Genomic DNA, 12,239 nt, shown 5'->3' on the forward strand with positions numbered 1-12,239 from the left:
ACCGGCAGCGTCGACGGTCCGGTCCACCTACGGACGCGGGGGCGCGCCCCCCGGAGCAGGAGCACAGCCACCATGCGAATCGGCGTTCTCACCAGCGGCGGCGACTGCCCCGGCCTGAACGCGGTCATCCGCTCGATCGTGCACCGCGGCACCGACGTGCACGGCGACGAGATCCTCGGCATCGAGGACGGCTTCCTCGGCCTGATCGAGGGCCGGGCCCGGCCGATCTCGCACGAGGACGTCACCGGACTGCTCACCCTGGGCGGCACCATCCTCGGCTCCGCCCGGGTCCAGCGCGAGAAGATCCGCTGGGCCGTCGAGAACTCCCGCGAACTCGCCGCCGGCCTCGGCATCGACGCGCTGATCGCCATCGGCGGCGAGGGCACCCTCACCGCGGCCAAGCTGTTCAGCGACGCCGGGCTGCCCGTCGTCGCCGTCCCCAAGACCATCGACAACGACATCGACGCCACCGACGTCACCTTCGGCTTCGACACCGCCGTGCACGTCGCCACCGAGGCCATCGACCGGCTCAAGACCACCGCCGAGTCCCACCAGCGCGTCATGGTGGTCGAGTTGATGGGCCGCCACACCGGCTGGATCACCCTCACCGCGGGCATGGCCGGCGGCGCCCACGGCATCCTCATCCCCGAGAAGCCCTTCGACATCGAGGCGGTCGCCCGGATGATCGAGGACCGCTTCCGGCGCGGCAAGAAGTTCGCCATCATCGCCGTCGCCGAGGGCGCCCAGCCGCTGCCCGGCACGCTGCGCTTCGAGCACGGCCGGGTCGACCAGTTCGGCCACCAGACCTTCGGCGGCATCGGCACCCGGCTCGCCATCGAACTGGAGAACCTGCTCGGCAAGGAGGCCCGGCCGGTCATCCTCGGCCACACCCAGCGCGGCGGCACCCCCACCGCGCTCGACCGGGTGCTCGCCACCCGCTTCGGCTGGCACGCCGTCGAGGCCGTCCACAAGGGCGCGTTCGGGCACTTCACCGCGCTGCGCGGCACCGAGATCCACCTCACCCCGATCGCCGACGCGGTCGTCCAGCTCAAGACCGTCCCGCAGGACCGCTGGACCGAATCCGAGGCCGTGCTCTGAACGCCGACGGCGGGTCGGTAGGTTGGGGCGCATGAGCACCTTCGCCGCCGCCCCGCCCCGAGTCCTCACCGTCGCCGGCTCCGACAGCGGCGGCGGTGCGGGCATCCAGGCCGACCTCAAGGCCATGCTCGCCCTCGGCGTCCACGGCATGAGCGTCATCACCGCCGTCACCGCGCAGAACTCGCTCGGCGTCCAGGGCTACTGGGAACTGCCCGCCGAAGCCGTCCGCGCCCAGTACCGCAGCGTCGTCGACGACATCGGCGTGCAGGCCGTCAAGACCGGCATGCTCGCCTCGGTCGAACTCGTCGAGACCGTCTCCGCGCTGCTCGCCGACGCCCCCGCCCCCGTCGTGGTCGACCCGGTCGGCGTCTCCAAGCACGGCGACGCGCTGCTCGCCGCGAACGCCGTCGACACCCTCCGGACCCGGCTGCTGCCGGTCGCCACCCTCGCCACCCCCAACCTGCACGAGGTGACCCAGCTCACCGGGCGCACCGTCACCGGCGAGGCCGACATGCTCGACGCCGCGAAGGCGCTGCGCGACCTCGGCCCCGACTGGGTGCTGGTCAAGGGCGGCCACCTGGAGGGCGAGGCCGCCGACCTGCTGCTCGCCCCCGACGGCGAGGCCCACTGGTACCGGGCCCCCCGCCACGACAACCGGCACACCCACGGCACCGGTTGCACCCTCGCCAGCGCGATCGCCGCGCGGCTCGCCCTCGGGGACCCGATGCCGCAAGCCGTCGCCGGCGCCAAGGCGTACGTCACCGGCGCCATCGCGCACGGCTTCGCGCTCGGCGCCGGCATCGGGCCGGTGGACCACTTCTGGCAGGCCAGGAAGTAAATCAGGGGCTCGGGGAACGGCGAGGCCGTGGCTGCTGACGGTTCACTGCCGTTGCGCGCATCGGCTTCCGGTTCTGTTCACGGCACGCAGCAGCACGGACACTCCGACGGGCTCCGGCCGTCAGCAGCACGAGCCCGCCGTTCCCCGGGCCCCTGGAAGCAAAAGCCGAAAGCCGACCACGGCCCCGGAGGGGTGTGGTCGGCTTTCGGGGAAAGCTGGTGACCGGCGTACCGGTCTGCGCGTCAGCGCGAGACCTTACCGGCCTTGATGCACGAGGTGCAGACGTTGAGCCGCTTCGGCGTCCGCCCGATCACAGCGCGCACCGTCTGAATGTTGGGGTTCCAACGACGGGGGGTGCGGCGGTGCGAGTGGGAGATGCTGTTGCCGAAGCCCGGGCCCTTGCCGCAGACGTCACAGTTGGCAGCCACAGGAGTCACTCCAAGACTTCAGATCAGGTACTTGAACTAGCCCGGGGTGCTCCAGGCAACCGGGAGAGCATACAACGGTGACTCCCGCTCAACGAAACTACCACGATCGCGGGGGTGATCGTTCCCCCGAGCTGGGCACGAGCCTGCGACCGGCACCCCCGCGCGGGCCGATAACCTGCCAGCATCGCCCCTCGCCACCGCGTCCTTTCGCGTTCCCGTGGCGTTCATCCGGAGGAGACCTGGTGCTGGACACCCTCGACGCCCCGGCCGTCCGCACCTGGTGCCGGCTCGCGCTGGCCGCCCTCGGCCAGGCCCGCGAGGAGATCGACGCGCTGAACGTGTACCCGGTTCCGGACGGGGACACCGGGACCAACCTCTACCTGACCGTGGAGTCCGCCGCCGAGGCGCTGGACGCGGTGTTCGCCGCCACCGAGGAACCCGAACTGGCCGTCGCCGCGGCCGCCGCCGCCCGCGGCGCGCTGATCGGCGCGCGCGGGAACTCCGGCGTGATCCTCGCCCAGTGGCTGCGCGGCCTGGCCGAAGTGCTCTCCGACGGCGGCGAGCTGGCCGCCGCGCTCGACCACGGCGCCCGCTCCGCGTACCGGGCGGTCGCCCAGCCGGTCGAGGGCACCCTGCTGACCGTCGCCGCCGCCGCCGCGGACGCCGCCACCGGCGCCGACGGCCTGACCGGACAGGCCCGGGAGGCGTACCGGGCGGCCCGGCAGGCGCTGCTGCTCACCCCCGACCAGCTGTCCGCGCTGGCCGAGGCGGGCGTGGTGGACGCGGGCGGCCGCGGCCTGGTCGCCGTGCTGGGCGCGCTGGTGGACGCCGTCTCCGGGCAGCAGCCGATGGGCCCGGTCGCGCTGCGCCGCGAGATCGACCCGCTGGTGGTGGACGGCTGCGAGAGCTACGAGCGCCCGCCCGGCTCCGGCCACCCGGCGTTCGAGGTGATCTACCTGCTGGAGGCCGAGGACGGGCAGCTCCCGCTGCTGCGCGAACGCCTGGGACGGCTCGGCGACTCGCTGGTGATCGGCGGCGGCGACGGCCTGTGGAACGTCCACGTGCACGTGGACGACGCGGGCGCCGCCGTCGAGGCGGGCGTCGAGGCCGGGCGGCCGCACCGGATCAGGATCACCCACTTCGCCGAGGCCGCGGCCCGGTCCGGGGAACGCGAGGAGACCGTCTCGCACGGCCGGGCCGTGCTCAGCGTGGTGACCGGCAGCGGACTGGCCCAGCTGTGCGAGCAGGCCGGCTCGGTGGTGCTCGCCGCCGACCCCGACCGCCCGCCCGCCAGCGCCGAACTGGTCGCCGCCGTGCACCGCTGCGGCGCCCGCGAGGTGGTGCTGCTGCTCAACGACCCCGAACTGCGCGCCGCCGCCGGCGCCGCCGCCGACCAGCTGCGCGAGGAGGGCGTCCGGATCGCCGTGCTGCCCACCCGCTCCCCGGTGCAGGGCCTGGCCGCGCTGGCCGTGCACGACGCCGGGCGGCGCTTCGACGAGGACGTGGTGGCGATGACCTCCGCGGCCGGCGCCACCCGGTACGCCGAACTGGCCGTCGCCGAGGGCGAGTCCTGGACCATGGCGGGCGTCTGCCAGGCCGGCGACGTGCTCGGCCTGATCGACGGCGACGTCGCGGTGATCGGCGCCGACCTCACCGGGACGGCCCTGGGCGTGCTCGACCGGATGCTCGCGGCCGGCGGCGAACTGGTCACCCTGGTGCTCGGCGAGGAGGCCCCCGAGGAACTCGCCGACCGGCTGATCGCGCACGCCCGGCGCACCCGCCCCGAGGTCGACACCGTCGCCTACCCGGGCGGCCGGGAGGCCGCACCGCTGCTCATCGGGGTGGAGTGAGACCGGAGCGTCGGTCCGGTGGTGTGGAATGGTGCGATGGGCGCTCTCGATGAACCGCTGAAGGAACTGGTCGGCGACCGCACCGCGAAGGCGCTGGCCGACAGTCTCAAGCTGCGCACGGTCGGCGACCTGCTGCACCACTACCCGCGCCGGTACGTCGAGCGCGGGCAGCTCACCAGCCTGGACGAGCTGGAGGTGGACGAGCACGTCACGGTGCTGGCCCGGATCGAGAAGGTCACGCTGATCCCGTTCCGCGGCCGCAAGGGCGACCGGCTGGAGGTGGTGGTCACCGACGGCCGCTCCCGGCTCTCGCTGGTGTTCTTCAACCAGGGCTGGCGGCAGAAGGACCTGAAGCCCGGCCTGCAGGGCCTGTTCGCCGGCAAGGTCGGCCTGTTCAACCGCACCCGCCAACTCGCCTCGCCCGACTACCAGTTGATCGACAGCGAGGAGGGCACCTCGGCGGCGGAGCAGTTCGCCGGCCGGCTCATCCCGGTCTACCCGGCCAGCGCCCAGCTGCCCAGCTGGAAGCTCTCGCTCTGCGTCGAGATGGCCCTCACCAAGCACCTCGCCGACGTCGGCGAACCGCTGCCCGCCGACCTGCGCGCCGAGCACGACCTGATCCCGCTGCCCGAGGCGCTGGAGCTGATCCACCGCCCGCACAGCCAGGCCGAGAAGGAGCGCGCCCAGAACCGGCTGCGCTGGGACGAGGCGTTCGTCCTCCAGGTCGCCCTCGCCCAGCGCCGGGCCGCCGACTCCGCCCTCCCCGCCGTCCCCCGTCGTCCCGTCCCCGGCCGGGTGCTGGACGCCTTCGACGCCCGGCTCCCGTTCACCCTCACCGACGGCCAGCGCAAGGTCTGCGCCGAGATCTTCGCCGACCTGGCCACCGAACACCCCATGCACCGGCTGCTGCAGGGCGAGGTCGGCTCCGGCAAGACGCTGGTCGCGCTGCGCGCCATGCTCGCCGTGGTCGACACCGGCGGGCAGGCCGTGCTGCTGGCCCCGACCGAGGTGCTGGCCCAGCAGCACCACCGGTCGATCGTCGAGATGATGGGCGACCTCGCCGAGGCCGGCATGATCGGCGGCTCCGAGATCGGCACCCGGGTCGCCCTGCTCACCGGCTCGATGGGCGCCGCCGCCCGCCGCGGCGCGCTGCTCGACATGGCCTCCGGCAAGGCCGGCATCGCGATCGGCACGCACGCCCTGATCGAGGACAAGGTGCAGTTCGCCGACCTCGGCCTGGTCGTCGTCGACGAGCAGCACCGCTTCGGCGTCGAGCAGCGCGACGCGCTGCGGGCCAAGGGCGAGCAGCCCCCGCACCTGCTGGTGATGACCGCCACGCCGATCCCGCGCACCGTCGCCATGACGGTCTTCGGCGACCTGGAGACCTCCGTCCTCGACCAGCTGCCCGCCGGCCGCTCGCCGATCTCCACCCACGTCGTCCCGGCCCTGGAGAAGCCCAACTTCCTCACCCGGGCCTGGGAGCGGGTCCGCGAGGAGGTCGGCAAGGGGCACCAGGCGTACGTGGTCTGCCCGCGGATCGGGGACGAGGAGGAGCCGGCGAAGGGGAAGAAGAAGCGCAAGGAGGAGCCCGAGGAAGTGGGAGGGGCGGACGGCGAGGAGCGCAGGCCGCCGCTGGCCGTGGTGGAGACCGCGGAGAAGCTCGCCGAGGGGCCGCTGGCCGGGCTGCGGATCGAGGTCCTGCACGGGCGGCTCGCCCCGGAGGCCAAGGACGACGTGATGCGCCGGTTCGCGGCCGGCGAGGTGGACGTGCTGGTCGCCACCACCGTGATCGAGGTCGGCGTCAACGTCCCGAACTCCACCGTCATGGTGATCATGGACGCGGACCGGTTCGGAGTCTCCCAGCTGCACCAGCTGCGCGGCCGGGTCGGCCGCGGCTCCGCCGCCGGGCTCTGCCTGCTGGTCAGCGACATGCCCGCGGCCAGCGCCGCCCGGGCCCGGCTGGACGCGGTGGCCGGCACCCTGGACGGCTTCGCGCTCTCCCGGATCGACCTCGAACAGCGCCGCGAGGGCGACGTGCTCGGCCAGGCCCAGTCCGGCGTGAAGTCCTCGCTCAAGGTGCTCTCGGTGCTGGAGGACGAGGACGTCATCGCCACCGCCCGGGCCGAGGCCACCCGGCTGGTCGCCGCCGACCCCGCGCTGGCGGCCCACCCCGAGCTGCGCACCGCGCTGGAGAGCCTGCTCGACGAGGACCGCGCGGAGTACCTGGAGAAGGGCTGAGGCGGGTCGTTCGGACACCTGTGGTTGTCAGTGCCCCGGGAGAGAATGTAGTTGTTCGGGGCGCACTCCAAGTCGCGTCCCCGGCGCGAGAATTGGGGGTCATTGCATGGCATTCCGTCACCTCAACGAGCTCCCGCTCGGCGACAAGGTCTTCCGGATCGAGGTCGCCAGCGAGGACGACCGCGAAGTCACCCTCACCCTGACCGGCTGGCGCGAGGGCAACTCCGCCAACCCGGTCGCCTCCGGGAAGCTCCGCCTCCCGGTCGAGGACGTCGCCTCCCTGCGCATCGCACTCAACCGCGCCCTGCGCGCGCTGGCCATCGTCGCCGACGTCTCCGAGCCGATCCCCGACCGGGACGTGCTGCGCGAGCTCTACCCCGGCCACGGCGCCCCCTGGGTGCCGCAGCACGAGGAGGAGCTGGTCCGGCGCTTCCACGAGGGCGAGACCATCGCCCGGATCGCCGCCCGCTACGGCCGCACGCCCGACTCCGTCCGCACCAAGCTGCGCGAGCTCGGGCACGACCCGCGCCGCCCCGAGTACTGCCCGCCCGACGGCTGCCTGTCCTGGTCGCGCTACGCGTCGCCGACGCTGCTGGGCGCCGCCGCGAACGAGTGACCGCCGCGGGGGAGTGAGCGGGCGCGCGCCCGGCCCGGGCCGATCCGTCGGCTAGGGTCGGGCGCGCAGTCCCTCCCACCCGCAAAGGACCCAACGCCATGCCTCGCGTGATCGCCGGCCGTGCCGGAGGCCGCCGTCTCGCCGCGCCGCCCGGCCGGAACACCCGCCCGACGTCCGACAAGGCGCGGGAGGCGATGTTCTCCACCGTCGAGGCGCTGTTCGGGCCGGTCGCCGGGGCCCGGATGCTCGACCTGTTCGCGGGCAGCGGCGCGGTCGGGCTGGAGGCGCTCTCCCGCGGGGCCGCGCACGCCCTGCTGGTGGAGGCGGACGCGAGCGCGGTGCGCACCGTCCGGGAGAACGTCCGCACGCTGGGGCTGCCCGGCGCGGAGGTGCGGGCCGACAAGGCCGAGAAGGTGGTCGCGGGGCCGCCGCCGGCCGAGCCGTACGACCTGGTGTTCCTGGACCCGCCGTACGCGGTGGAGGACGCCGCGCTGCGCGAGATGCTGGTCACACTCCGCTCGGGGGGCTGGCTGTCCGAGCACGTTCTCGTCACCGTGGAACGCAGCACCCGGGGCGGCGAGTTCGGCTGGCCGGACGGCTTCGAGGGGCTGCGCTCGCGCAAGTACGGCGAGGGCACGCTCTGGTACGGTCGCGCCGCTACCGGGGCTGATCAAGACTCGTAGCAGAACATCCCGCCCCACAAGGGAGCACACGCATGCGCCGCGCCGTCTGTCCGGGGTCCTTCGACCCCATCACCAACGGACACCTCGACATCATCGAGCGGGCCTCCAAGCTGTACGACGTGGTGCACGTGGCGGTGCTGATCAACCGCAACAAGCAGGGCATGTTCTCGATCGACGAGCGGATCGCCCTGATCGAGGAGACCACCGCCCACCTGGGCAACATCAAGGTCGAGTCGCACAGCGGCCTGCTGGTGGACTTCTGCCGCGAGCGCGGCATCCCGGCGATCATCAAGGGCCTGCGGGCGGCCGGCGACTTCGACTACGAACTCCAGATGGCCCAGATGAACCACGGGCTCACCGGCGTCGAGACGCTGTTCGTGCCGACCTCGCCGACGTACAGCTTCCTGTCCTCCAGCCTGGTCAAGGAGGTCGCCTCGCTCGGCGGCGACGTCTCGCACCTGCTGCCCGGGGCGGTGCACCGGCGACTGGTCGAGCGGATCGCCGAACGCCGCAACTGACCGGGCGTTGTGAGCGGTGGGGCAGGTGGCCGTACAGTCTTGATACTCCCGGCCCCGGGGCCGCAGCCAGCGACCCCCGGAGCACTGCCTCCGCCGCACCTCGGCGGCACACGGAAAGACTGAAGACGCCCGTGGACGTGCAGCAGAAACTCGACGAGATCATCGCCGTGGTCGAGAAGGCGAAGGCGATGCCGATGTCGTCGTCCTGCGTGGTCAACCGCGCCGAGCTGACCGGCCTGCTCCGCGACCTGCGGGAGGCGATGCCCGCCGAACTCGCCCAGGCGCAGTCGGTGGTGGCGGACCATCAGCAGATGGTGGCCGACGCCCAGGCGCAGGCCGACCACATCATCCGCGGCGCGCACGACGAGCGCGGCTCGCTGATCTCCGACACCGAGGTGGTCCGGCAGGCCCAGGCCGAGGCGGACCGGGTGCTCGCCGAGGCCCGCACCGAGGTGCAGACCAAGCTCGCCGAGGCCGACGACTACGTCGACTCCAAGCTGGCCAACTTCGAGGTGGTCCTCACCAAGACGCTCGGCGCGGTCGGTCGCGGCCGGCAGAAGCTGCGCGGCGACTCCGGCGTCTACGAGCCGGAGCAGGACGGCGCCGAGGACGGCGAGGAGTTCCGGCCGCGGACCAGCCCCAGCCCGGAGGCCGACGAGTACGTCGACGTGAAGCTGGCCACCCTGGAGGCGGTGCTCTCGGCCACCCTGGAGGCGGTCGGCAAGGGCCGCGACAAGCTGCTCGGCAAGGCCCCGATCGACGAGCTGGGCGCCTACCTGGCCGCCGCCGACGAGGCCCAGCAGCTCAAGGACCGGGCCGAGGCGGTGGCCGCCGGCTTCGCCGACGGCGCCGCCCCCGAGGACCCGCAGAACTGGTACGCGGACGTCCCGCAGCAGCAGAGCTGGCCCGAGCAGACCCCGGCCGCGGCCGGCTGGCAGCAGCCCGGCGAGGACCCGTACGGACAGCAGCAGGCCGGCGAGGACCCGTACGGACAGCAGCAGGCCCCGCAGTACGCCGAGGCGTACGGCGGCGGCTACGACCCGGCGGCGGCCCCGCAGGCCGACCCGTACGGCCAGCCCTACGGGCAGCAGCAGCCGGTCGACCCGTACTACCAGCAGCAGCCGCAGTACCAGCAGCCGCAGGGCTTCGACCAGTGGGGCAACCCGCTGCCCGTCGACCCGTACGGCTACCAGCAGCAGCCCCAGCAGCAGGCGCAACTGCCGCAGCAGCAGGCCGGGCTGGACGAGACCAGCTTCTTCGACACCAGCATGATCGACATGACCCGGCTGCGGGAGCTCGGCGGCCGCTGAGGGGCGAGTTGGGTTCGGCGCGGACTCTCCGGTAGTCTGACCACTCCGGCCTGTTCGCGCCGGGTTCGCCGTGCGCCCGCTCGCCGGGCCGCCGCAGAAACCGAAACTCCGCGCCGCGCAGGAATGCGCGCCGCCACCAGGAAGTCAGGACACCTTGAACCGCCTCGACCACCGCGACCCGCTCGTGTTCGACACGCATGAGCTCGGCCGTCGCCCCGGTTCGCTGCGCAAGGTCTCCCGCACCCTGGAGGCTCCGGCGGAGCTGGGCGTCGCGGACGTGATCGGCGTTCCCGAGAAGAGCGAGATCACGCTGGAGCTCCGCCTGGAGTCGGTGGTCGAGGGCGTGCTGGTCACCGGCACCGCCGAGGCCCACGTCACCGGCGAGTGCTCCCGCTGCCTGGAGCCGGTGGAGGACGACCTGGAGGTCGACTTCCAGGAGCTGTACTACTACCCGGAGTCCGAGGAGCGTCACCGCGCGGTTGCGGGGGACGACTTCGACGAGGAGTCCGAGGACGAGACTTACCGCCTGGAGGGCGACCTGTTCGACCTCCAGCCGGTGCTGCGTGACGCGGTGGTGCTCGCACTGCCGCTGCAGCCGGTGTGCCAGGACGACTGCCTGGGTCTGTGCTCCGAGTGCGGGGCCCGCCTGAGCGACGACCCGTCGCACCACCACGACGCCGCCGACCCCAGGTGGGCGGCCCTGCAGGGACTCTCCGCCGCCCCCGGCGACGAGGGTGACGAGGAATAAGACACAGCGCTGCCCGTGAGGGCCTCGCCGTAGAACCAGGAGATTTACCGTGGCTGTTCCGAAGCGGAAGATGTCGCGCAGCAACACGCGTCACCGCCGTTCCAACTGGAAGGCCGTCGCGCCCGCGCTCGTGGCGTGCGACCGCTGCCACGAGCCGAAGCTCGCGCACATCGCGTGCCCGAGCTGCGGCACGTACAACCGTCGCCAGGTCCTCTCGGTCTGATCGGCGGGGTGCACGGATCGATGTCGGACAGTGGCAGTTCCACCCGCAAGCCGAACCCCGGGACCAACGGGGGCAAGGGCGGTGGGCCGGCTTCGACCGAATACGACGTCCTGGAAGGGCGCCTCGGCTACTCGCTCGAGCGCGCCCTTCTGGTACGCGCCCTGACCCACCGCTCGTACGCGTACGAGAACGGCGGGCTGCCCACCAACGAGCGCCTGGAGTTCCTCGGCGACTCGGTGCTGGGCCTCGTGGTGACCGACACCCTCTACCGCCTCCACCCGGAGGTCGCCGAGGGCACGCTCGCCAAACTCCGCGCCGCGGTGGTCAACTCCCGCGCGCTCGCCGAGGTCGGCCGCGGCCTCGACCTCGGAGCCTTCATCCGGCTCGGCAAGGGCGAGGAGGGCACCGGCGGCCGCGACAAGTCGTCGATCCTCGCCGACACCGTCGAAGCCGTGATCGGCGCGATCTACCTCGACCAGGGCCTGGACTCCGCCACGGACTTCGTCCACCGGCTGTTCGACCCGCTGATCGCGGAGTCCGCGCAGCTCGGCGCCGGGCTCGACTGGAAGACCAGCCTCCAGGAGCTCACCGCCGCCGTCGGCATCGGCGTCCCCGAGTACGTGGTCACCGAATCCGGCCCCGACCACGAGAAGACCTTCACCGCCGCCGCCCGGGTGGCCGGCGAGGACTACGGCTCCGGCAGCGGCCGCTCGAAGAAGGAAGCCGAGCAGAAGGCCGCCGAGTCCGCCTGGCGCGCCATCAAGGCCAAGCACGAGGCCGGCCGGCCCGACGGCGACCCCGCCGCGGCCCTCGGCTGACCGGCGGCCGCCGTGCCCGAACTGCCCGAGGTCGAGGTGGTCCGCCGCGGCCTGGCCCGCTGGGCCGCCGGACGCACCGTCGCCGACGTCCAGGTGCTGCACCCGCGCGCCGTCCGCCGCCAGGCGGGCGGCGCCGACGAGTTCACCGCGCTGCTGCGCGGCCGCACCCTCGGCACCCCGCAGCGCCGCGGCAAGTACCTGTGGGTGCCGCTCGGCGACGGCCTGTCCATGGTCGGGCACCTCGGCATGAGCGGCCAACTCCTCGTCCAGGAACCGGAGATGGCCGACTCCGTGCACCTGCGGGCCCGGCTCCGGTTCGCCGACGGCGGCACCGAGCTGCGCTTCGTCGACCAGCGCACCTTCGGCGGTCTGGCCGTCGAGGAGGCCGAGGCCGACGACCCCGAGTCCACCCCGCTCTCGCTCGCCCACATCGCCCGCGACCCGCTCGACGCCCGCTTCGACGACGACGCCTTCGCCCGCGCCCTGCGCGCCAAGCGCACCACCGTCAAGCGCGCCCTGCTCGACCAGACCCTGATCAGCGGCGTCGGCAACATCTACGCCGACGAGGCGCTCTGGCGCAGCCGCCTGCACTACGACCGCCCCACCGCCACCCTGACCCGCCCCGCCGCCCTCGAACTCCTCGGCCACGCCCGGGACGTCATGACGGCGGCCCTGGCGGTCGGCGGCACCAGCTTCGACTCGATGTACGTCAACGTCAACGGCGAGAGCGGCTACTTCTCCCGCGACCTCGACGCCTACGGCCGCGAGGGCCGACCCTGCCGCCGCTGCGGCACCCCGATGCGCCGCGACCCCTGGATGAACCGCTCCAGCTACTCCTGCCCCACGTGCCAGCGCCCGCCCCGGGCCTGAA

Annotated in this window: 13 protein-coding genes; 12 read left to right on the top strand and 1 reads right to left on the bottom strand. The window is 73.2% G+C overall.

Features of this window, described 5'->3' with window-relative positions:
- The first annotated feature begins 72 nt into the window (after positions 1 to 72).
- On the top strand, positions 73 to 1,098 hold the full coding sequence (locus OU787_RS22245; protein WP_030458845.1) for a 6-phosphofructokinase: 1,026 nt from the start codon (positions 73 to 75) through the stop codon (positions 1,096 to 1,098).
- A 31-nt stretch (positions 1,099 to 1,129) separates the two neighbouring features.
- Positions 1,130 to 1,936 (top strand): bifunctional hydroxymethylpyrimidine kinase/phosphomethylpyrimidine kinase, encoded by an 807-nt coding sequence (gene thiD / locus OU787_RS22250; protein ID WP_268660361.1) that lies wholly within the window; start codon positions 1,130 to 1,132, stop codon positions 1,934 to 1,936.
- Positions 1,937 to 2,178: 242 nt separating this feature from the next.
- Here thiD and rpmB read toward each other — a convergent pair whose 3' ends face one another.
- On the bottom strand, positions 2,179 to 2,364 hold the full coding sequence (gene rpmB / locus OU787_RS22255) for a 50S ribosomal protein L28 (protein ID WP_014138233.1): 186 nt from the start codon (positions 2,362 to 2,364) through the stop codon (positions 2,179 to 2,181).
- 242 nt (positions 2,365 to 2,606) lie between these two features.
- Here rpmB and OU787_RS22260 point away from each other — a divergent pair, with 242 nt between their 5' ends.
- The 10 genes from OU787_RS22260 to mutM all read left to right on the top strand — a co-directional run bounded on the left by OU787_RS22260 (position 2,607) and on the right by mutM (position 12,238).
- Positions 2,607 to 4,214, top strand: coding sequence for a DAK2 domain-containing protein (locus tag OU787_RS22260; RefSeq protein ID WP_030458843.1), 1,608 nt, complete (start codon positions 2,607 to 2,609; stop codon positions 4,212 to 4,214).
- Positions 4,215 to 4,250: 36 nt separating this feature from the next.
- The gene (gene recG, locus OU787_RS22265; protein WP_268660362.1) at positions 4,251 to 6,452 is read left to right on the top strand and encodes an ATP-dependent DNA helicase RecG; all 2,202 of its coding nucleotides are present in this window, start codon (positions 4,251 to 4,253) and stop codon (positions 6,450 to 6,452) included.
- Between the two features lie 106 nt (positions 6,453 to 6,558).
- Positions 6,559 to 7,068 (top strand): hypothetical protein, encoded by a 510-nt coding sequence (locus OU787_RS22270; RefSeq protein ID WP_030458841.1) that lies wholly within the window; start codon positions 6,559 to 6,561, stop codon positions 7,066 to 7,068.
- A gap of 98 nt (positions 7,069 to 7,166) precedes the next feature.
- Entirely contained in the window at positions 7,167 to 7,751 is a 585-nt protein-coding gene (gene rsmD, locus OU787_RS22275; protein WP_030458840.1) for a 16S rRNA (guanine(966)-N(2))-methyltransferase RsmD, read from the top strand.
- 32 nt (positions 7,752 to 7,783) lie between these two features.
- Positions 7,784 to 8,269, top strand: a complete 486-nt coding sequence (coaD, locus tag OU787_RS22280) for a pantetheine-phosphate adenylyltransferase (protein WP_030458839.1) — start codon at positions 7,784 to 7,786, stop codon at positions 8,267 to 8,269.
- Positions 8,270 to 8,400: 131 nt separating this feature from the next.
- Entirely contained in the window at positions 8,401 to 9,579 is a 1,179-nt protein-coding gene (locus tag OU787_RS22285; protein ID WP_268660363.1) for a cell division initiation protein, read from the top strand.
- A gap of 154 nt (positions 9,580 to 9,733) precedes the next feature.
- Positions 9,734 to 10,327, top strand: a complete 594-nt coding sequence (locus tag OU787_RS22290; RefSeq protein WP_030458837.1) for a YceD family protein — start codon at positions 9,734 to 9,736, stop codon at positions 10,325 to 10,327.
- 49 nt (positions 10,328 to 10,376) lie between these two features.
- Positions 10,377 to 10,550: a 50S ribosomal protein L32 gene (rpmF, locus tag OU787_RS22295; protein ID WP_030275709.1), complete on the top strand. Its 174-nt coding sequence runs from the start codon at positions 10,377 to 10,379 to the stop codon at positions 10,548 to 10,550.
- Positions 10,551 to 10,570: 20 nt separating this feature from the next.
- Positions 10,571 to 11,368, top strand: a complete 798-nt coding sequence (gene rnc, locus OU787_RS22300; protein WP_030458836.1) for a ribonuclease III — start codon at positions 10,571 to 10,573, stop codon at positions 11,366 to 11,368.
- Positions 11,369 to 11,380: 12 nt separating this feature from the next.
- On the top strand, positions 11,381 to 12,238 hold the full coding sequence (gene mutM / locus OU787_RS22305) for a bifunctional DNA-formamidopyrimidine glycosylase/DNA-(apurinic or apyrimidinic site) lyase (RefSeq protein ID WP_268660364.1): 858 nt from the start codon (positions 11,381 to 11,383) through the stop codon (positions 12,236 to 12,238).
- Position 12,239: the final 1 nt, after the last annotated feature.

This window comes from Kitasatospora sp. YST-16, from assembly GCF_026802215.1.
Classification (GTDB): Bacteria; Actinomycetota; Actinomycetes; order Streptomycetales; family Streptomycetaceae; genus Kitasatospora; species Kitasatospora cineracea.

What these genes read in the sequence shown, in the direction of transcription:
- OU787_RS22245 (WP_030458845.1), top strand. Translation starts at nt 73, where the DNA reads ATGCGAATCGGCGTTCTCACCAGCGGCGGCGACTGCCCCGGCCTGAAC.
- thiD (WP_268660361.1), top strand. Translation starts at nt 1,130, where the DNA reads ATGAGCACCTTCGCCGCCGCCCCGCCCCGAGTCCTCACCGTCGCCGGC.
- recG (WP_268660362.1), top strand. Translation starts at nt 4,251, where the DNA reads ATGGGCGCTCTCGATGAACCGCTGAAGGAACTGGTCGGCGACCGCACC.
- OU787_RS22270 (WP_030458841.1), top strand. Translation starts at nt 6,559, where the DNA reads ATGGCATTCCGTCACCTCAACGAGCTCCCGCTCGGCGACAAGGTCTTC.
- rsmD (WP_030458840.1), top strand. Translation starts at nt 7,167, where the DNA reads ATGCCTCGCGTGATCGCCGGCCGTGCCGGAGGCCGCCGTCTCGCCGCG.
- coaD (WP_030458839.1), top strand. Translation starts at nt 7,784, where the DNA reads ATGCGCCGCGCCGTCTGTCCGGGGTCCTTCGACCCCATCACCAACGGA.
- rnc (WP_030458836.1), top strand. Translation starts at nt 10,571, where the DNA reads ATGTCGGACAGTGGCAGTTCCACCCGCAAGCCGAACCCCGGGACCAAC.